Here is a 20,927-nt window from a genome sequence, read left to right as displayed (position 1 = left end):
CATTAGATAAGATTCAACTTATATATGTTGAAATAAATCTTCTACATGACAATCGTCAGGGATGGAATATAGGGGTGAGCGGCGTTACGTAGAAGCAAGCGAATCCCTATATTCCATCCCTGACAGACTAACAATCTATATTCAAGTTTCTCAATGCAGTGTATATAGACTAAATCTTTGCTTTATCGTTATTCCATACGCATAATTTCTTTACGCAATCGTTTAATAATTCTTTTTTCCAATCTAGAAATATAGGATTGGGATATTCCCAACATATCAGCAACTTCTTTTTGAGTACGTTCCGCCCCGTCATCATGCAAGCCAAATCGCAATTCCATGATACGCCTTTCTCGCCCACATAGTTTATTCATAGCAGTATGCAGCAGCGTCTTATCCACTTCTTCTTCAACGGATTTATAAATAATATCGTTTTCTGTACCTAGCACATCTGATAAAAGCAACTCATTACCATCCCAGTCGATGTTCAAAGGTTCATCAAAAGATACTTCCGCTCTGGTTTTGCTATTACGTCTCAGATACATCAAAATCTCATTTTCAATGCATCTCGATGCATATGTCGCTAACTTTATGCGTTTTACAGGATCAAAAGTATTTACAGCCTTAATCAAACCAATTGTCCCTATACTAACAAGATCTTCTATTCCCACCCCTGTATTTTCAAACTTGCGGGCAATGTACACGACTAGACGTAAATTTCTTTCAATAAAAATACTTTTAACCCCTAAGTCGCCTTTTTGCAAGCGCGTTAATAAAAATACTTCTTCGTCATTACTTAAAGGGGGAGGCAATACTTCAGTACTACCAACATAAAAAACCTCATCAGCTGCCAATAATCCTAGTTTTTGCAACAAACAGATCACTTTTAGTTTCGTCACTATTTTAATGATAGACCATGTTATGCGCATATACTTGCCCCCTCTTTTTTGTATAACTCATTGATGATCTGAGGATGTAATAAGCCAGCATATGTTCCATCCTCTGATAAAGCCCCGCTATAAATTCCAATTACCACATCCTGAATCCTTATTTCAGCTGTACCCGTTAGGGATACAAGTAAGGCATCAGCTCTAAATGCTAACAACATACTACGGCTCCCTATGCCATGATAAGGAATGATCTGCGTACGCGATAACCATTTATCATCAATACAACGGGATAAATTTACCAACCACATTTCTGGTACATTTTCTCGTAAAAAAGTTACCACATCCTCACTTAAAATTGGCTCTACACTATATTGACTAACTAGAACTACTGGTTTATGACCTATCGTAGTATATAGGCTGTTACCGGTATCAAGCATGGCAGTTAATTCAGCCACCTGCCCATTATATTCAATTTTCACACGATATAGGCTCTGATTTCGAGTTGTACTTGATACCATGCGTCGAATTATACTTACAATCAATATAGCCCCTAAACAACTTCCCCATAATATACTTTTCCAAGATAAATTTGTAAAAATTTTGTTCAAAGCATGAGAGTAATAATTCTCTTGCCAAAAATAAACCCATCCAACAATAGAACCACCTAAAATAAAAGATATAACATAAAAGGACGCCAACAATAAAAAGGACTTACGTTTAGACGTATAACCAAAAGCTATATAAATGAGCAGCCATGATATCACGAATTTAGCGAGAACAGTGTGACACAATTCCATGTTAGGCAACATGCCAAGTAAAACATAGCAACCCCCCACTACTGCAGCCAATAGAATTCGCCAAAATTTATATGCAACCCCCACTGTCCAAGCCGTTAACATTAAAACCATACTATTCATCATTATATTAATAATAAAAAGCACATCAGCATAGATATACATCGATAACCGTCCTATCATCATAAACGTTATAGAATATACATTTTAATAATAATCTATTGTTTCATTGCATAAGTTATTCTTATTATAACAAGAAGGTCTTTATTTTTTTGTAGAAATATGGTTTTTTTTTCCAACTATTTTTTTCTACAACTGAATGGTAAAGTGAATTTCGCTACTTTTATATCAAACAAAAAAGCATACAAAATTAAATTTCGCATGCTTTTTCTGTACAATATTCATTTATATTCTCGCCTGACCATACGAGAAAAAATCTAACGTCTCATCCATGTTGGTATATCTAAATCACGGACTTTAAATGGTTCTATCGTTGTGCTCTCCAATTTTCCCTTTACCACACTAAGAGGCTTGCCATCAAACCCTGTAGCAATTACAGTCACACGAACTTCATCCTGAAAATTTTCATCGATAACTGCGCCAAAGATAATATTTGCCTCAGGATCAACTGCATCAGAAATAATGGCTGCAGCCTCATTTACTTCCAATAAACCTAGACTTGGTCCGCCCGTAATGTTCAAAAGAACTCCTCTAGCCCCTTCAATTGAAGTTTCTAGCAGCGGACTCTTTATAGCAGCTTCCGCTGCAGCTACTGCTCGATTGTCACCAGAACCATATCCAATACCCATTAAGGCTGAACCTGTATCAGTCATAATGGTCTTCACATCTGCAAAATCCAAATTAATAAGCCCTGGTACAGCAATTAAATCTGAAATACCTTGCACCCCTTGGCGTAATACATCATCAGCAATACGAAAAGCGTCGATCATAGAAGTACGTTTATCAGCCACTTGCAGTAAGCGATCATTCGGTATGGTAATCAGAGTATCTACTTTTTCTTTTAGCTTTGCCGTTCCACTTTCAGCTTGCGCCTGACGTCTTCGGCCTTCAAAAGAAAAGGGTTTTGTGACAACACCAACCGTTAATGCTCCTACCTCTTTAGCACACTCAGCAACAACAGGAGCTGCACCAGTACCCGTACCGCCTCCCATTCCTGCAGTTACAAAAACCATATCAGCACCACGTAATGCCTTTATAATTTCTTCACGGCTCTCTTGAGCAGCTTTTTCACCAATATCCGGATTAGCACCCGCTCCAAGTCCTTTGGTAAGTTTCTCTCCAATTTGTATTCGATAAGCTGCCTGAGAATGCATTAACGCTTGTGCATCTGTATTTACTGTAATAAATTCTACGCCATGTAGACCAGCAGCAATCATTCGATTTACAGCATTATTTCCACCACCACCAACACCAATTACTTTAATTGCAGCAAATTGATCTAAATCCATATCTAATTCAAGCATGGAATTTCCCCCTTATAGTCACAAGATTTAGTTTTTAAAAAAGCTTCTACACTTACTCAACAATGACCGCCAAAGATTACTCTCCTGAGCAACTTGGGGTTCTGGCAAATTCTTTCCTGCATATTTTAATATCCCATAACAAGCTGCATTCTCAGGAGCACGATACTCTAAAGACAATTCCTGAAGAGCAACAACTTCAACCGGTATACCAAAAGTTGCTTCTACGCTTTGAACAAAACCAGGCATAGTCCCACAACCACCAGTAAGAAAAACCTTCTCAATTTTATTTTCTGCTAAAAATATTTTACTATGCTCATGCATTAAATAAACAAGTTCACAGATACGACTCTCAATAATTTTATATAAAAAGTCATAAGAAACATGCTTGTCAGTAGTACCATAGGCATTACAATCTAAAATGACCTCCTGCCCTTTTAGTTGCTTATTTAGTTTTGCATAATATTTTTTTATCTCCTCAGCATGTTCCCAGGAAATATCTAACCCTTGCATAATGTCACTTGTAATATAATTTCCACCTAAAGACAATGCTGTAGTGAAATAGAGTTGTCCCTCCTGACACAAGATTAACTCGGTACTTCCCGCCCCTATATCTATTACCAAAAAGGTTTCATCTGGTACTGGAATTGTAGCCTCTGTAATAGCAACAGCATTAGCAATTACACCAACAACATGTATACCTAATGTTTCAATTTCCTCGATCAGATTTTTGAGTGTCAACTTAGATATACTTATGACATGAGCTTCGACTTCTAAGTGAGCCCCCTTTTCCTGTAGAGGTAATCCAATGCTTCTTTGTTTATCAACAAATATCTTTTGTGGAAAGATATGTAACATTTCATGATCATCAGGAATTGCAACCAATGCAGCAGCACGATACACACGATTCACGTCATCAATTGTAATGTTACTAGGAATTGAAGGAGCAATGCTACCAATGCTATTCACTGCTTTAAGTTCCATACCACCGATAGCGATGTAAGCATTCTTAACAGAAATATTCGTCGCCATCACTGCACAGTCTACAGCTTGCTCTATCGATTTGACCAGCTGATTAGAATTGGAAATTACCCCTTTTTCCAAACCATTTGTTGTCATCTGTCCACTACCGACTATTGTTACATGCCCATCTAGAGCAATTTCTCCAACAAATATTTTAATATTGCTTGTACCGATATCAATTCCTAAGATATATTTACCATCCATGGCTAACCTCATTCGAAGTATTTCTACACCATAATCCTATTTCAACACAAATACCAAATTTCCTTTTTTTATTGTAATAAAGAGACAATTATCCTACTAATATTTTTTGAAAAGTTCTATCGCAAATTCATAATTTAAATTGTGACTTTAAAAAACACACTATTTATGGTCTTAATCAATGAACACTAATATGCTTCATTCTCTGTAGATATCGTCCTCTCCCTAAAAGTATATTCATATTAGTGATATAAAAAAGACTTGGTCTAAACCAAGTCTTTTTTATTATTTCCTTAAAAAATATCGTCGAATAATTGCCAAGTTTTGAAATATCCGTAAACCAAACGCTAACAGCGCAACATAATATAAATCAATACCCAATCCTTCGCCGATGTATACTAATCCCGCAGCCATTAAAGCATTCGTAAAAAATCCTGTAATAAATACAGTATTATCAAATTTTTCTTCCGCTCCCGCACGTAATCCACCAAATACAGAGTCCAAAGAAGCTAACAAAGCAACTGACATGAATTTTGCATATTCAACAGGTATAGTAAGAGGGAAAAAAATACCTAAACTAATACCAATAATAAGTCCAGCCAATGGTAAAGCCATTATTTACCACCATCCTTTATTGGCTTGGCATATTCAAAGCGAAATGCACCTTTATATGCAGGAATATCTACGATATCTTGTTTTTTTAGACTAACTTGAATTCCCCAAAACTGTAATGTCTCTATTACTCCGCCTCTCATTTTAAGAGAATTTTCCAAGGTTTGCGGTTCACCAATGACCAATATTTCATATGGCGGCGAATAACGTGTGTTATTTACTGACAGTGTTGGTCCTGCACAACGCACTTCTGATGTAGCAATTAGCCTCTGCCCATTAATAGAGATCGCCTCCGCACCAGCTGCCCACAGTTCATTAATTACCTTTAACATGTCTTCATCATGAATTAAATATAAGTTCGGATTTTCTCCTGGTTTCGATAATCTTTTACTATCGTCAATTGTTATACTAAGACCTGTTCCTCTTACAGCCACTACACCAGCGCCCATTTTAATATTTTCACTTTCTTTCGTCGCCGATTCAGCTCCTGTCGTCTGCCTTAATTCATATACTTGTTTTAGTAGTACATCCCGTTCTTTTTCAGTTTGACTTAAACGTTGTGATAAATCTTCGATACGCTGAAAAGGAATACTTGATCGGATATCCTGGGCCGTACGAAATTGTACCGCTAACATAAACCCTAGCACCACACATACCAAGGCAATAGCAGCTTGTCCTTGTCTAAGCTTCAGCAATTTCTCGCTCTCCTTTTGTTTTAACTATATTTTATGTTCTTGAAATCCCTCCCCCTCTTAAGGTTTTAATTTAATAAAAGGTGAGGCATAGGTAAGATCAATATATTCTACACTCATTTTTTTATCACTAATTTCATGCAAAATAGTATTTGTTAATTTAACTTTATCAGCTAATCTCTCACTACTTCCTAAACGTATTTGTACGGATGCAACTGTATAAGCACTAATTTGCTCTGGCGATCTTACATTTACCTCAGAGATTTGATTCAATACTGGTTCATCCAGCAGCGATAAATAACAAACAACACTTTGAATCGTTGGATTTTCAATTTTATCGCTGACATATTCGTTATCTAATCGAATTCCTGTTATCATGGGCACATTCATATTTTTTAAATTTTTAAAAGCAGCTAATACAATCCCTTTCGCATCCAATTCTAAGAACCCATAACTGCTAGTGATATATACGATTGGCTTCCGTTCCTTTATATGAATAACTATGGTTCCTGGAAAGCGTCGCGAAACCTCAACATCTGCTATTCTTAAGTCATTAAGTAATCGATTTTTTATATCCACTGTATTTAAATTAAATATATTCAATTTCTCAGGAATCTCAGCAATATGGTACACATCTTCCGCAGTTATATAATTATTTCCTTCAACTACTACTTCCCCGATAGTAAAATACGACGATTTGATAAATAATAGCCCAGCAATCAATATAACCAGTACTAAAATTAATCCAATAAACCCCTGATTCGGCCTAAGGCTTTTATCTTTCGGTGTATATTGCAATGATTCTAGATCCCCCATATAATCGCTCCTTGAAATAACGTTAATATCTATAAGTATAGAAGTAATGATACAACAATTTCAAGCATAATACAATTATAAAAAAGCAGACAGTATATTGACATGGTCTCCAATAATTACCGATTCAGCTAGCTCCGAAAAGAGGTATCTCTTCAGCACTAATTGAACAGTATCGATTCCATACAAATACTGTCTTATAACTACAAGGATTTAGTATTTTTATGTTACTTATTTTCTACTAAACATAGTAATTCCTCACATAATGCACTAAATGATATTCCCGCAGCAGCAGCAGCTTTTGGTACTAAACTAGTACTTGTCATTCCAGGTATTGTATTTACTTCTAACACATAAGGATTATTATCATCATCAAGCATTATATCCACTCTCGCAATACCAGAACATCTTAATGCTTGAAAAGCCTCTAAAGCAACTTTTTGCACAAGTACAGTGATTTCCTCTGATATTCGAGCTGGCACTATATATTCAGTAGTCCCTTTTGTATATTTAGAATGATAATCATACCTTCCTGAAAAAGGTACGATTTCAATTACAGGCAATGCTTTTAGTTCGTTATTACCTAAGATTGCAACGGTAAGTTCTCTACCTTTTATAAATTCTTCAACTAAGATCGTATCGCTATATTGAAAAGCCTGCTCAATTGCCTGGGATAAGTCTTTACTGTTCTCAACAATGACAACACCTATACTAGATCCTTGAGATGAAGATTTTACTACCACAGGTATACTAAAACCAGCAATAATTTCTGATACTAAATTACGACTTAAGTCAGATTTTGTAAATAAAAGAGAACGAGGTGTCGGAATGGAAGCGGATAAAAAAATTCTTTTAGAAATGCCTTTATCCATTGCCATAGCACTAGCTAACACTCCTGACCCAGTGTAAGGGATCCCTAATAATTCAAGAACTCCTTGTAATACTCCGTCTTCACCATATTGACCATGTATCGCATTAAAAACAACTTCAATTTTTTCTTCAGCTAACTGCTCCACAAAACGTGCAGGCTCAAGATCAATGCCTACTGCACCTTTGTATCCGCTTTCCTGAAGTGCTGTTAATATAGCTTTGCCTGTATTTAAAGAAACCTCTCTCTCTGCTGATGGTCCCCCCATTACCACTGCAATTCGTCTGCTCTTCATGCTAATATCCCCCTAGTCCTTTTTGTAGCGTAAAATATTTGCTCCTAAACTTCTAAGTTTTTCTTCTAAGGCTTCATATCCCCGATCGATATGATATACATTTTCTATTTCAGAAACGCCTTCGGCTGCCAAAGCTGCAAGAACCAATGCTCCACCAGCCCTAAGATCATGTGCAGCGACGATAGCTCCTGTTAATCTGGGTATGCCGCGTATAATAGCAGTACGACCCTCTACCTTAATTTTAGCTCCCATACGCATTAATTCATCTACATGTTTAAAACGATTTTCAAAAATTGTTTCTGTTATAATACTCGTTCCCTTAGCATTTGTTACTAATGATAACATCGGGGCTTGTAAATCAGTGGGGAATCCTGGATATGGTAATGTTTTAATATCAACACCACGCAGCTCTCCCCCTCTTACCCGAATTGAATTTTTTCCAGTTGTAATTTTCACACCAATATCTTTTAGCTTATCTATCACAGAAAAAACGTGTTCAGATAATATATTCTCCACAACTACGTCACCATGGGTAATAGCTGCTGCAATCAGAAACGTACCAGCCTGAATGCGATCAGACATGACAATATGTTCAGCTGGTGTAAGTTTTTTTATTCCGTCAATTCTAATCGTATCAGTACCTGCTCCAATTACTCTAGCGCCCATCTTATTAAGAAATACCTGCAAATCATATATCTCCGGTTCACGAGCCGCATTTCGAATAATAGTTTCACCATTAGCTAGTACTGCCGCCATCATAGCATTTTCCGTGGCACCTACACTGGGATAATCAAAGTTAATTTCTCCACCAGTCAGACAAGCGGCTTGTGCTTCAATAAATCCAAAGTTTTCTTTGACTGATGCTCCAATTTTTTCCAGTGCTTTTATATGTAGATCAATGAGTCTTGGACCAATTGCACAGCCTCCAGGATAAGAAAGTTTTACTTTATGAAACCGCCCTAACAATGGCCCCATCAAAAAGATAGATGCCCTCATCTCTCTCATCAAATGTTCTGGGATATCCGCGTCTTGTATATTAGATGTATCGATTAATAACGTATTTTTTTCTCTAATAATTCTAGCACCAAATAAGGTTAGAATATCTTGCATAACTTTAATATCTCGTAAGTAAGGAACATCATGAATAATGCTCACACCAGAACATAAGAGTGTCGCTGCCATAATCGGCAATATTGCATTCTTAGCTCCACTTATCCTAATCGTTCCATTTAACTGTACTTCCCCCTTGACGATAAATTTCTCCACCGTCTTCCCCCTCCTAGAAAAGTACAACCACCCTATAACTCAATTATAAACTTGACTTATGCCAAGTATCATCATCAATTTAAATCATTTAATTATGTAAGTAAATGCTACTATCCGAACCCACTTCTTATAGAAACAAATGCCTCCCAAAAGGGGAGACAATTTCTATAGCTACTGTTTTTGTACTAAAGTCTCAATAAGTTCTTCCCCTACACAATAAACATTCCCAGCCCCCATGGTAATAACCAAATCACCAGGCTCAACAATTTGACTGAGGTACCTAGCTATTTTATCTTTATCCGCAATATAAATCACTTTCTTGCTCGTTTGGCTTTCAACCTCCTCTTTCAAAACCTCACCTGTAATCCCTGGAATGGGTGCCTCTCCTGCTGAATACACATCGGTAAGAACTAATATATCACTTGACTGAAAAGCAGAGCCAAATTCATTGCGTAAAAATGCGGTCCGTGAATAACGATGAGGTTGAAATACACAAATTAAGCGATTCGGTTCTGTCTGACGTGCGGCCAATAATGTAGTTGCGATTTCAGTAGGATGATGAGCATAATCATCAATAATCCAAACTCCATTAATTCTAGCCTTTGTTTGAAAGCGGCGTTTGGCGCCTTGAAAATGAGCCAAACCTTCTGCAATTTCCTGAAAAGTAAGACCAATATTTAAGCCGACAATAACAGCTGCTAAAGAATTCGCTACATTATGCTTTCCTGGAACATTTATTTTGATAGACCCTAATAGCTGTTCGTTATGAAACACATCATAAGTAGTCATCGCGCCTTGAGTAGACAGATTACGCGCCATATATTGGGCAGCATGATCAATTCCGTAAGATATATAGGAACGCTCTACTTCATTTACTAATTTTCTAATATTCTCATTATCAAAGCATACAATACCTAATCCAATATTCAGCGGCAATTTATGTAAGAATTTTTTAAAAGTATCTAATACATTCTCCATTGTTTTATAAAAGTCCATATGGTCATTCTCAATGTTCGTAACTACGGCAATATGGGGCGAAAATTTCAGAAAAGACCCATCGCTCTCATCCGCCTCAGCAACTAAATATTGACCAGATCCTAATTTAGCATTGCCATTTAAGTAATCAACTTCACCACCAATGATTATAGTTGGATCTACTCCTGCATGTTCAAGCATAACAGCAATCATCGATGTTGTTGTCGTCTTTCCATGAGCACCAGCTACAGCAATTCCCTTATATTGCAACATTAAATATGCCACAATATCTGCACGATGAAAAACCGGAATTTTCTTTTCCCTTGCCAATTTGACCTCAGGATTGGTTTCAGGAATAGCTGTTGATATTACAATTGCTTGAGAATCTTGAAGATTCTCTTCGTTGTGTCCTAAAAATATATGAGCACCTATTTTTTCTAGTTTAGCAGTAGTCTCAGATTTAGTAAGGTCAGACCCTGAAACAATATATCCCATTTGTAGTAAGACTTTGGCAATAGCACTCATACCAGCACCACCTATGCCAACAAAATGAATTTTTCTTATATCTTTTAGCAAAAAATGTCTCCCCTTTCTTGGGCACCCTTACCTATCAGCTCTTATGCGTGTTTTATAGTATGCAGATCATCACAAGGGTGTTACAGCGTAATATTTAATGTTATTTAATTAGATTGAGAGCCATCTGGGCAATACTCTCTGCAGCCTTAGGGCGACCTATTTTTTTGCTTGCCCGAGACATCTTATCTAATTTTTGCGGATTATTTATTAATTCACTAATGTTTTTAATTAGTATATCGTAATTGAGTTCTTTGTCATGAATAAAAATGGCCGCTCCTTGCTGCTCCATCGCCCTAGCGTTATACTCTTGATGGTTTTCTGCAGCATATGGATAGGGGACTAATATCGACGGAGTTCCTCTTGCTGCTAATTCAGCTAGTCCAAGAGCGCCAGCCCTAAAGATCGCAAGATCAGCTACGGCTAATGCCTGAGGCATATTGTATAAATATGGTTTGATGATAATATTACCAGCAGTTGTTATATCTATACCACATTGCGTAATTTTTCCAACTATGCCATTATACTCGCTTTGGCCAGTAACATGCAATAGTTGTATCTCTTTGCTGCCTGCAAAATACTGATGAACCTTTATCATTGCCTGATTAATGCTGCGAGCGCCTCTGCTGCCACCCGATATTAATATCGTACGTTTGGTGGGATCAAGACCAAAAGCCGCTACGCTTTCTTCTCGGTTGGCAGATATAACTTCTTGCCGTATGGGATTACCAGTAAAAAACAGTTTATTTTGATTTGGAAAATTTTCACTTGCTTCTGTAAACCCTAAAGCAATTTTATCGACAAAACGAGATAAAATCTTATTCGTAATACCAGGAATTACATTTTGTTCCTGAATCATTGTTGGAATTTTAAGCAGGCTGGCTGCTAATAAAACAGGACCACAAACATAACCGCCTGTCCCAATAACAATATCGGGCTTAAACTGCCGAATAATTTTCTGCGACTGCCAAATACTTCCTATTGTTTTAGCTATCGTTTGTATATTCTTTACCGACAAACGCCTCTCAAATCCTGCTACATCTATAAACTGAATCGTAAATCCTTCTTTAGGTATAATGTCAGCTTCTAAACCACTTTGGGTACCTATAAACAATACTTCGCAGTATTTAACTTTCTCTCGTAACGCCTTAGCGATAGTAATGGCGGGGTAGATGTGGCCACCTGTTCCCCCGCCAGACATAATAATCCGCATATCGGACTTGCCCCCTTAACTCTAAAAACTTTAATTATTTTATCAGAAATTCTTACCACCCGCCACCTTATTTATCATGAATATACCTTGATACATTTAACAATATTCCTACCCCGAACAAAGTAAAAATTAATGCAGAGCCACCAAAGCTAATAAACGGTAAGGGGATTCCTGTTACCGGCATAGAAGCTGTAACCACAGCTATATTCATCAGAGCTTGCATAATAATCATTGTAGTTAAACCAGCAGCTAGTAGACTTCCATAAATATCAGGTGCAGAAATAGCTATTTTAAATCCACGCCAAGCAAATAAAAAGAACAATAAAATTACTGTTACCGTACCAATGAAACCAAGCTCCTCACCTAGAATCGCAAAAATAAAATCGGTATGAGGCTCTGGTAGATATAAAAATTTTTCTCTACTGCGTCCAAGTCCCACACCAAACAAACCACCTGAACCAAGAGCATAAAGAGATTGGATAATATGGTAACCCGTATTGAGAGGATCAGCCCAAGGATCATTAAAGGCCAGTAACCGTTTTAAACGATAAGGCTCTAAAAGAATGGCTGCAATAATTCCAGTAACCCCAACAAGACCTAGGGAGGTTAGGTGCGATAATCTTGCACCTGCAGTAAACAACAATATAAAAACAGTCCCACCAATTGCTAATGCTGTCCCAAGATCAGGTTCTTTCAGAATTAATCCAAAAATAACTAATAGGATAAGTAGTTGAGGTACGACCCCTTTGATAAATGAGCTTATTTTTTCTTGATTACGAGCTAAGCTAGCGGAAGAATATAAAACCATGCTTAGTTTAGCAATTTCCGATGGTTGTAAGTATAAAGACCCAAATCCAAGCCACCTGCGCGCTCCATTTACAACTTTACCAAATCCAGGTACAAGTACCAAAATTAAAAGTACTATTGTTAATAGTAATGTAGGTTTTGCAAATTTGCGCCATACATGATAATCCACGTTTAGAGTTACCAGCATTACCGTAATCCCCAAAGTTACCCAAATAAGCTGTCTCTTTAGAAAATAATAACTATCATCAAAGTTGACATAGGCTGAGACTGCGCTCGAACTATATACCATTACAACACCAACACTTAACAATGCAATAACAGCAAAAAAAAGAATAAAATCCGGCGACTTAGGTCTAACCGCCAAAGGAATTCCCTCCCATCATTGAATGCCACTCACATTCAACTCAACAAAATTATCAAAAAATTATTTTCTATAATTCATAAACTAATTTTTTGAACACTTTTCCCCTTTCTTCATAACTCGTAAACATATCGTAACTAGCACATGCCGGAGATAATAACACGACTTGCGGTTCCTTTGCCAGGTGATTTGCTAATTGCACAGCTTCAGTCAAACTATTTACATTATGGATTTGCGATACATCATTCTGAAGTGCTGCTGCTTCAAAACGCTCCCGAGCCTCACCTAATAAAATTAAATGCTCTACCTTTTCCTTGATCAATTCCATAAACACAGTTAAATCTGTATTTTTATCCCGTCCGCCTGCAATTAATATGATAGGTTCTTCAAAAGCCTCTAAAGCTTTAATTGATGACTCAGGATTCGTTGCTTTCGAGTCATTATAATACGGCACACCGTTAACCACTGCTACTTTTTCAATTCGATGCTCAACACCTGTAAATTTAAATAAGGTCTGCACCATAGAAATTAAAGTAACACCTGCAAAAAAGGCAATGCCGCAAGCGGCGAGAACATTTTCAATATTATGTCCGCCTCTAAGTTGTATCTTACTAATTGGACATACAACATATGTTTTTTCTTGCCACTTGATAATTATCATTCCATCTTTAACAAATATTCCTGAATCTAATTCTACCTTCCTACTAAAAAAGAAAACCTTAGAAGGGACTTTTTTTGCCATTTCTCGTACAGTTAAATCATCATAATTTAAAACGATATAATCATCTTTTGTTTGATTTGCAAAAATACGTTCTTTCATCGCAATATAATTCTCTAATGAATGATGTCGATCTAAATGATCTGGAGTTATATTTAAAATAGCAGCCACGCGAGGCCTAAACTGCAGACTACCTTCTAATTGAAAACTGGATATTTCAGCTACAACTATACCATTTTCACCAACTTCAGCCACTTCTTGTGATAATGCTAAACCAATATTTCCTCCTACAACAACATTGCGATCTGTTGTTTTTACCATTTCACCAACCAATGTTGTTGTTGTTGTCTTACCATTTGTACCTGTAATAGCCACAATAGGTGCTGTACACAATTGATATGCTACTTCAATTTCACTCATGACTGTAATATTTTTAGCTTTAGCAAATTGTACTAATGGAATTTCAATTGATATCCCAGGAGACAGTACGATATAGTCTATATCCCGAAGTAAGCCCTCTCCCTGTTGCCCCAACGCAAGATTTACTCCACATTGATGTATCGCCGATAAATCCTTATTCTTTAATAATTCTGCTGATTTAGAATCGCTTAATGTTACCTGCGCTCCACGATTTTGTAAAACACAGGCAACAGAGATACCGCTAATACCAGCACCAAGTACTAAGATCTTTGTTCCCTTAAATTGCATTTTATATTCCTCCAGTTTGACTAGCGACTAGAATAATTAAAGCGATAAGACTACAAATAACACCTGCTAACCAAAATACCGTAACTACTTTTTTTTCAGACCAACCTGCCAATTCGAAATGATGATGTATGGGACTCATACGAAATACTCGCTTGCCTGTTAACTTAAATGACACCACTTGAATAATTACAGAACAGGCTTCAAGTACAAAAACCCCTCCAACAATAACAAGTAATAATTCCGTTTTGGTCATCACTGCTACAGCAGCCAGGGCTCCCCCTAAAGCCAATGAACCAGTATCCCCCATAAATACTTTGGCAGGATTTGCATTATATTTCAAAAAACCAAGGCTTGCACCAGCTAATGCTACACAAAAAATAGCCAAATCAGGTTTTGCAAAACTCATAGCAATTACCGCATATGCTACTGCTGCTACCGTAGTCGTTCCAGCAGCCAAACCATCAAGCCCATCTGTAAGATTCACTGCATTGGTAGTACCTATTAACACTAAAAAAATTAACACATAGTACAATGGACCAAAATCAACAGTAAAGCCCGCTAAAGGCACCCATACATCAGTGCCCCGTCCCATATAAGTAGTAACAATATACGCCAAGGCAACAGCCATAAAAATTTGCCCTAATAGTTTTTGCCTTGCTTTTAACCCTAATGAACGTTTTAAGACAACTTTAATAAAATCATCTAAAAAACCAATTAGTCCATGCCCAATGGTTACAAATAAGGCTAACCAAATTTCCGGACTCTTACCACCATAGATAAGAACGGGAATAATAAGAGCAATTAAGATAATAATACCGCCCATTGTTGGTGTACCAGCTTTAGCATAATGACTTTCAGGACCTTCTTGTCTAATACTTTGCCCAAACTTCAACCTGCTAAGTACAGGAATTATCAGGGGTCCGATAATTAAAGCTATGATAAATGCCATCGCTGAAGCATATAACAACTCCTGCATATTCAACCTCCAAACCCTTCAGTTCCTGTTTTAAAAACATTTTTATTAGACGCTTAGCATCTTTGCATTTTTAAAACAGTTTTTATAAGAACATATTAATAATTTTTTCCATCTTCATTCCTCTTGATCCTTTTATCAAGATCGTGTCACCAGGTACAAGCAGCTTCTTTAATTCTGCTTGCGCTTGCTCATGATTAGAGCAGCTCACAACATGACTTATACCGCAGAAACTTGCTTTATTAGCAATGCTGACCGCTAACTCTCCGACTGTTACAACAATTTCAATCCCACATTGAGCTAGTTTTTCCCCGATGGCTTCATGAGCAGATACTGCAATCGATCCTAATTCTAACATATCGCCAAGCACAACCACTTTTCGGCCTTTTGCAACTTCAAGCATTGTATCAATAGCGGCTACCATAGACATAGGACTCGCATTATATGCATCATTCACAACCAAGTAGTCACCAATTCTTTCAATGTGTAACCTCATAGGACTAGCATTAAACCCTCTAAATCCTGAAACGATACTATCAGTATTCATTCCTAATTCCATGCCTACGGCAATTGCAGCTAAAGCATTATAAATATTATGTTTACCGGTCGTTGGTATGTCTACTGTAAAAGCAGCATTATTCGTGGAGCGGCACACAAAATCTACACTCTGGGATTTTATATGAATATTATCAGCTTTAATATCACCTTTTTGCAGCCCAAAAAATACTATACGACTCTTTGCTTGTTTAGCCTTTTCCCGCACATATATATTGTCACCATTTAATATCGATAGACCATTTTCTGGTATTACTTCCAGTAATTCCGCTTTAGCAGCAGCAATCTCTTCTATGGATCCCAGTAGTTCAAGATGGGTCTCACCAACATTTGTTATGATAGCAATTGTGGGTAATGCAATATTGGCTAATTGGCGGATTTGCCCTTTGCCCCGCATTCCCATTTCCACCACTGCGACCTCATGTTCCTGAGTAAGCTGCAGCAGCGTCAATGGCAGCCCAATTTCATTATTATAATTTGCCTCTGTTTTTAATACATGAAAATGATTGGATAATACAGCTGCAGCCATATCTTTTGTCGTGGTTTTACCATTAGATCCGGTAATCGCTACGACCGGTATGGTAAAACGCTGACGATGAAAACATGCCAAATCTTGCAGCGCTAACAAGGTATCGTCAACAAATATAGCTGTAATGTGCTGTGGCAGCAATATGTCTTTATGGCTAAAAATAACACCACGTGCACCCTTTTCTATCGCTTGTTGAATAAACTCATGCCCGTCAAAATTTTCACCAATTAGCGGAATAAACAAGTCACCTTTTTGCACCGTACGCGTATCTGTAGAAACGCCTGTAAATCCCTTTGGTTGGGTAGAAACAATTAGAGTTCCTTTTGTAGCAAGACAAACTTCTTCAACTGTAAATTCTGCCATTATTTCATCTCCTGGATGATAGTTTTTACAACTTCTTTATCATCAAATGAAATCGTTCTATCTTTTAGAATTTGATAATTCTCATGCCCTTTACCAGCAATGATTACAATATCATCCATTTCTGCCACATGCAAAGCACGTTCAATAGCTTGGCGTCTATCACTAATTTTCTCATAGATTTTCCCTGGTATTAACAATTCTCGAATTCCCGCTTCGATTTCATTTAGAATCGTCTCAGGATCTTCTGTCCGAGGATTATCAGAGGTTGCAATTACAACATTGCCATATTGTACAGCTAATCTCCCCATAATTGGCCTTTTCGTCTTATCACGATCGCCGCCACAACCAAAAACAACAATAATACGTTTTTTTGCAATCTGCTGAGCAGTCTTTAAAATATTCTCTAATCCATCCGGCGTATGCGCGTAATCAACAATAACACTAAAAGGCTGCCCCTCATCTACCAGCTCAAATCTGCCTGATACGCTTTGAAACTTTTCCAGTGCAGCTTTAATTATAGAAGCATCAATCCCTTCAGCTAAAGCTGCGCCTACTGCCGCTAACACATTATACACGTTGAATAATCCAGTTATTTTAAGTTGTAATGGCATGATACCAAAAGAACCAGCAATATCAATTTTTGTGCCTTTAGCCTGTATATTTGCATTCTGAGCCTGTAGATCTGCATGTTTTTCAATACCATATGTAATCGTTTTGCATTCAGTACGTTCTAAAATAAATGCAGCCGCCTTATCATCTGTATTAAGTATAGCAGTCTTGCCCTTTTTCTGGTTCTCCGTACTGCTAAGTAATTGAAATAATCTTGTTTTTGCTTCTAAATACCGTTCAAAAGTTACATGAAAATCTAAATGATCACGAGTCATATTCGTAAAGATACCGACATCAAATTCACAACCAGCCACTCGATTAAGAGCTAGAGCATGAGAAGAAACTTCCATAACTACATAATCCATATTAGCTTCTGCCATCTGGGCTAGCAGTCTTTGTAAATCAATAACATCAGGTGTAGTATTTTGAGTAGGTACTATTTTATCACCAATACTATTTTGAATGGTTCCGATTACTCCTACTTGAAAACCAGCCTGTTGTAATATACTTCTTATTAAATAAGTGGTGGTGGTTTTCCCATTTGTCCCCGTAACTCCAATCATACGTAATTTGCAACTTGGAAATTCGAAGAAAAATGGAGCAATCTTCATCATCGCTTCCCGTGTATTCGCTACTTTTATGACGATTAACCCCTGAGGGATGATATCAATATCTTTTTCAACCAAAACGGCTACTGCACCTTGGTGATAGGCCTGCACAATATAGTCGTGACCATCTGTTTTAGCACCAGATAAGCAAACAAATAAAGTACCTGGTGTAATTTTACGAGAATCTTGTGCTAAATCTGTAATTATTGTTTCTGTAACTTCTTTATTTCCTTCTATTATCGCCTTTGGTAATAAATCTATTAAGTCTTGTAATTTTTTTTTCATGAAAATACCTCCTACATGTCAACTATTATTACCATTGTTACCAATATTATCATAACCATGTGCAGATTACCATATCAGTACACTTTCAAATTCTTAAATTTACTTATCTTATTTAATTACAATTTTTTTATTTTAAAAAACTATTCAAAATACATTGTAATTTCACTTCCTGGCAATGCCTTGCTGCCTGCTAAAGGTTCCTGTCTTATTGATTTTATTCCCACCCCTATAGGTTTTATACGCAATCCTACTTCGGCTAATGTATCTGCTGCCTCACGCAGCGACTGCCCAGTACAATCAGGAACAGTAATCTCGCCAGCTCCGTATCTTGGAGTCATAGTATATAATAATACACTCGAATCTTTTGGTATGCGACTGCCTGGTTTTGGTATCTGATCCGCCACGCGTTCACCTGCCTCCTCAACTCTTACAGATAAACCAGATTTTTTCAGTTCCTGCGTTGCTTCTGCAACTAATAAGTTTATCACACTTGGCACAATTACATGAGTCTCTTTAGTTGTACTTGTTTCTGCTTCTGTAATTTTGGGTGCAATCTTTAAATATTGTAAAACATCATTCATTATGCCCGTAAAAACAGGAGCTGCTATTTGACCACCATAATATAAGCCTACAGGTTCATCAATGATGACAACCATTACAATCTGCGGCTTATCAGCTGGTGCAAATCCAACAAAAGAAGCGACATATTTTCCTGGCATATAACCTCCAGCCCCGACTTTCTGAGCCGTACCAGTCTTACCTGCAATACGAAATCCTTCGATATAAGCATTTTTCCCTGTACCATTTGCTACAACGCTTTCTAATACCTTTTTAACTTCCTGAGCAGTTTCCACATCAACAACTTGATTGATAATATCGGGAGTGAAACCACGAATGATTTCGCCATCTTTCCCTCTTACCTCTCGAACAATTTGGGGTCTAAGCCTTTGCCCGTCGTTAGCTACCGCTGCTACTGCTGTTACTAACTGCAACGGGGTTACCGCTATACTTTGCCCCATAGACATGGTTGCAATATTAATCGGCTTAACTTGTGATTGCTCAATAATGATCCCTTTTGCTTCCCCTGGCAGATCAACATTCGTATGTTTACCTAAACCAAAAGCAGTAAAATATTTATAAAAAGACTCAACGCCTAATCGAAGGCCAACATTTACGAAACCAACATTACAAGAGTTTTCAACTACCTCTTGGAAGGTTTGACTTCCATGCCCGCCATCTTTCCAGCAATGAATAGTTCGCCCTTGAACTTCTACAGATCCTGGATCAAAAAAACGTTCATTAAGACTCACGACTTTCTCTCCTAATGCTGCTGTTGTAGTAAGAATCTTAAAGGTAGATCCTGGCTCATAAGCATTAGAAACAGCAATATTTCTCCATAATTTAGGTGAAAATTCTGCAAAACTATTTGGATTATAGTCCGGTCGATTCGCTAAGGCTAATATTTCCCCAGTGCTAGGCTCTATAGCAATAATCGTAGCTGCTTGCGCCTTCGTATCTTGCATTACTTTTTCAAGCTCACGTTCAATGATTTGTTGAATTACGATATCAATGGTTAAATAAATATTATGCCCTTCTACAGGCTTTATAAATTGATGAGATGCATAAGGTATCTCCTGGCCTCGAGCATCATATTCCACCACAATACTTCCGCTGCGTCCTTTCAAATAGCTGTCAAAAGTTAACTCTACTCCATCTAGCCCCTGACTATCAATCCCGGTAAACCCCAGTATATGAGCTGCTAAATTGTCATTAGGGTAATAACGCTGATTTTCCTGGGTCAATCCAATTCCCGGTAAATTAAGCATATGTATTTCTTTGGCGATTTCTCTATCTACTTTACGCTTCACCCATGTAAACGCTTGACGTCTTTTCAATTTTGCCGCTAATTTATCCCTGTCTAACGTCAAAATAGCAGCCAATCTGGCTGCCGTTCCTTCTACATCTACTATTTCTGCTGGTATTGCGTATACAGATTCAGTGCTTATACTCACACCAAGCTCTCTCCCGTTACGATCAAAAATTGTGCCACGTTTTGCCTCTACAGGAATATCTCTCACTCGCTGGTCTAGAGCATTTTCGGTTAACCAATTGCTTTTGTAAAATTGGAGATACATTAGACGAAAACCAAGTCCTGACATAATTACCGCAATCAGAAGAAAAAGACAGGCCACCCTTTTCCTAATGGTAACATGTGATGATGACGCCAATGGGCACTCCCCCAATTTTTAATTATTGACTCTTACGATTTAGTAACATACTTACTATGCTTTTTTCTCCTTCAGCATTCAAATTATGAGCTTTAGAAGAACTTTCCGCACAATACACATTTTGCGGCATTACCATACCTAGCTCAGCTGTAGCTATCTTTTGAATACGCTGTGGTGATTTTAATTTCGCAATATCCAATTGCAATAATTCATTTTCCTTTTCTAATTTAATTACTTCTATCTTCATTTGTACTAACTCATAACCAGAGCGTATAATTACTTCGCTTGATGCAGTAAAAAACATGGCTGCTACTATAATCATCATAACTGTTGCTAAGCATTTCACTCGTAGCGCAATATCAGGTTTTACTAAGTATTTTTTTTTAATGGATGGGACTTCTGGTTGTTGATAAATATCCCAATCTTGTTTTTTATTTACTAACATGTATATTCCCCTTCCTTAAAATTAGAACAATTGTAGTCCCATGAT

General features: G+C 37.3%; 18 protein-coding genes. All 18 read right to left on the bottom strand.

Annotation, left to right across the window (positions count from 1 at the left end; translation table 11 throughout):
- Nucleotides 1-188: 188 nt before the first annotated feature.
- Complete coding sequence (gene sigE / locus BMZ99_RS10075; RefSeq protein WP_090936194.1) at nucleotides 189-926, bottom strand: RNA polymerase sporulation sigma factor SigE; 738 nt, start codon at nucleotides 924-926, stop codon at nucleotides 189-191.
- Nucleotides 917-1,867 carry a sigma-E processing peptidase SpoIIGA gene (spoIIGA, locus tag BMZ99_RS10070; RefSeq protein WP_245754906.1) on the bottom strand — a complete coding sequence of 317 codons (951 nt, stop codon included), beginning with the start codon at nucleotides 1,865-1,867 and terminating at the stop codon, nucleotides 917-919. Before spoIIGA ends, sigE begins: the two co-directional genes overlap by 10 nt.
- Nucleotides 1,868-2,118: 251 nt before the next feature.
- Nucleotides 2,119-3,165: a cell division protein FtsZ gene (gene ftsZ, locus BMZ99_RS10065; protein ID WP_007934738.1), complete on the bottom strand. Its 1,047-nt coding sequence runs from the start codon at nucleotides 3,163-3,165 to the stop codon at nucleotides 2,119-2,121.
- 27 nt (nucleotides 3,166-3,192) lie between these two features.
- Nucleotides 3,193-4,389 carry a cell division protein FtsA gene (ftsA, locus tag BMZ99_RS10060; RefSeq protein ID WP_090936188.1) on the bottom strand — a complete coding sequence of 399 codons (1,197 nt, stop codon included), beginning with the start codon at nucleotides 4,387-4,389 and terminating at the stop codon, nucleotides 3,193-3,195.
- Between the two features lie 282 nt (nucleotides 4,390-4,671).
- Nucleotides 4,672-5,001, bottom strand: a complete 330-nt coding sequence (locus tag BMZ99_RS10055) for a small basic family protein (protein ID WP_090936185.1) — start codon at nucleotides 4,999-5,001, stop codon at nucleotides 4,672-4,674.
- Nucleotides 5,001-5,693, bottom strand: coding sequence for a DUF881 domain-containing protein (locus BMZ99_RS10050; RefSeq protein ID WP_090936182.1), 693 nt, complete (start codon nucleotides 5,691-5,693; stop codon nucleotides 5,001-5,003). Before BMZ99_RS10050 ends, BMZ99_RS10055 begins: the two co-directional genes overlap by 1 nt.
- Before the next feature lie 57 nt (nucleotides 5,694-5,750).
- Complete coding sequence (locus tag BMZ99_RS10045; RefSeq protein ID WP_090936178.1) at nucleotides 5,751-6,506, bottom strand: cell division protein FtsQ/DivIB; 756 nt, start codon at nucleotides 6,504-6,506, stop codon at nucleotides 5,751-5,753.
- Nucleotides 6,507-6,730: 224 nt separating this feature from the next.
- Entirely contained in the window at nucleotides 6,731-7,666 is a 936-nt protein-coding gene (locus tag BMZ99_RS10040; protein ID WP_090936175.1) for a D-alanine--D-alanine ligase, read from the bottom strand.
- A gap of 12 nt (nucleotides 7,667-7,678) precedes the next feature.
- A complete protein-coding gene (murA, locus tag BMZ99_RS10035; RefSeq protein ID WP_090936172.1) occupies nucleotides 7,679-8,932 on the bottom strand; it encodes a UDP-N-acetylglucosamine 1-carboxyvinyltransferase in 1,254 nt (417 codons plus the stop codon).
- A 171-nt stretch (nucleotides 8,933-9,103) separates the two neighbouring features.
- On the bottom strand, nucleotides 9,104-10,483 hold the full coding sequence (gene murC, locus BMZ99_RS10030) for a UDP-N-acetylmuramate--L-alanine ligase (protein ID WP_090936169.1): 1,380 nt from the start codon (nucleotides 10,481-10,483) through the stop codon (nucleotides 9,104-9,106).
- A gap of 100 nt (nucleotides 10,484-10,583) precedes the next feature.
- Complete coding sequence (murG, locus tag BMZ99_RS10025; RefSeq protein WP_090936166.1) at nucleotides 10,584-11,693, bottom strand: undecaprenyldiphospho-muramoylpentapeptide beta-N-acetylglucosaminyltransferase; 1,110 nt, start codon at nucleotides 11,691-11,693, stop codon at nucleotides 10,584-10,586.
- Between the two features lie 67 nt (nucleotides 11,694-11,760).
- Nucleotides 11,761-12,864 (bottom strand): stage V sporulation protein E, encoded by a 1,104-nt coding sequence (gene spoVE / locus BMZ99_RS10020; protein ID WP_090936163.1) that lies wholly within the window; start codon nucleotides 12,862-12,864, stop codon nucleotides 11,761-11,763.
- Nucleotides 12,865-12,931: 67 nt separating this feature from the next.
- The gene (gene murD / locus BMZ99_RS10015) at nucleotides 12,932-14,287 is read right to left on the bottom strand and encodes a UDP-N-acetylmuramoyl-L-alanine--D-glutamate ligase (RefSeq protein WP_090936160.1); all 1,356 of its coding nucleotides are present in this window, start codon (nucleotides 14,285-14,287) and stop codon (nucleotides 12,932-12,934) included.
- A 1-nt stretch (nucleotide 14,288) separates the two neighbouring features.
- Nucleotides 14,289-15,263 (bottom strand): phospho-N-acetylmuramoyl-pentapeptide-transferase, encoded by a 975-nt coding sequence (gene mraY / locus BMZ99_RS10010; RefSeq protein WP_090936157.1) that lies wholly within the window; start codon nucleotides 15,261-15,263, stop codon nucleotides 14,289-14,291.
- 82 nt (nucleotides 15,264-15,345) lie between these two features.
- Complete coding sequence (locus BMZ99_RS10005; RefSeq protein ID WP_090936154.1) at nucleotides 15,346-16,707, bottom strand: UDP-N-acetylmuramoyl-tripeptide--D-alanyl-D-alanine ligase; 1,362 nt, start codon at nucleotides 16,705-16,707, stop codon at nucleotides 15,346-15,348.
- A complete protein-coding gene (locus tag BMZ99_RS10000; RefSeq protein ID WP_090936151.1) occupies nucleotides 16,707-18,209 on the bottom strand; it encodes a UDP-N-acetylmuramoyl-L-alanyl-D-glutamate--2,6-diaminopimelate ligase in 1,503 nt (500 codons plus the stop codon). Before BMZ99_RS10000 ends, BMZ99_RS10005 begins: the two co-directional genes overlap by 1 nt.
- A gap of 140 nt (nucleotides 18,210-18,349) precedes the next feature.
- Entirely contained in the window at nucleotides 18,350-20,437 is a 2,088-nt protein-coding gene (locus BMZ99_RS09995) for a stage V sporulation protein D (RefSeq protein ID WP_090936148.1), read from the bottom strand.
- 22 nt (nucleotides 20,438-20,459) lie between these two features.
- Nucleotides 20,460-20,882 carry a septum formation initiator family protein gene (locus BMZ99_RS09990; protein ID WP_090936145.1) on the bottom strand — a complete coding sequence of 141 codons (423 nt, stop codon included), beginning with the start codon at nucleotides 20,880-20,882 and terminating at the stop codon, nucleotides 20,460-20,462.
- Between the last annotated feature and the right edge of the window lie 45 nt (nucleotides 20,883-20,927).

It is taken from the genome of Pelosinus propionicus DSM 13327 (genome assembly GCF_900114615.1).
GTDB lineage: Bacteria > Bacillota > Negativicutes > DSM-13327 > DSM-13327 > Pelosinus > Pelosinus propionicus.
The sequence above is the reverse complement of the archived record's forward strand: the minus strand, read 5'-3'. Positions and strand labels throughout refer to the sequence as shown.

Bases quoted from the DNA above. Each gene is read 5' to 3' on its own strand.
- BMZ99_RS09990 (WP_090936145.1), bottom strand. From the start codon at position 20,882: ATGTTAGTAAATAAAAAACAAGATTGGGATATTTATCAACAACCAGAA.
- ftsA (WP_090936188.1), bottom strand. From the start codon at position 4,389: ATGGATGGTAAATATATCTTAGGAATTGATATCGGTACAAGCAATATT.
- murD (WP_090936160.1), bottom strand. From the start codon at position 14,287: ATGCAATTTAAGGGAACAAAGATCTTAGTACTTGGTGCTGGTATTAGC.
- ftsZ (WP_007934738.1), bottom strand. From the start codon at position 3,165: ATGCTTGAATTAGATATGGATTTAGATCAATTTGCTGCAATTAAAGTA.
- BMZ99_RS10055 (WP_090936185.1), bottom strand. From the start codon at position 5,001: ATGGCTTTACCATTGGCTGGACTTATTATTGGTATTAGTTTAGGTATT.
- BMZ99_RS10005 (WP_090936154.1), bottom strand. From the start codon at position 16,707: ATGGCAGAATTTACAGTTGAAGAAGTTTGTCTTGCTACAAAAGGAACT.
- sigE (WP_090936194.1), bottom strand. From the start codon at position 926: ATGCGCATAACATGGTCTATCATTAAAATAGTGACGAAACTAAAAGTG.
- mraY (WP_090936157.1), bottom strand. From the start codon at position 15,263: ATGCAGGAGTTGTTATATGCTTCAGCGATGGCATTTATCATAGCTTTA.
- BMZ99_RS10040 (WP_090936175.1), bottom strand. From the start codon at position 7,666: ATGAAGAGCAGACGAATTGCAGTGGTAATGGGGGGACCATCAGCAGAG.
- BMZ99_RS10045 (WP_090936178.1), bottom strand. From the start codon at position 6,506: ATGGGGGATCTAGAATCATTGCAATATACACCGAAAGATAAAAGCCTT.
- murG (WP_090936166.1), bottom strand. From the start codon at position 11,693: ATGCGGATTATTATGTCTGGCGGGGGAACAGGTGGCCACATCTACCCC.
- BMZ99_RS10000 (WP_090936151.1), bottom strand. From the start codon at position 18,209: ATGAAAAAAAAATTACAAGACTTAATAGATTTATTACCAAAGGCGATA.
- spoIIGA (WP_245754906.1), bottom strand. From the start codon at position 1,867: ATGATGATAGGACGGTTATCGATGTATATCTATGCTGATGTGCTTTTT.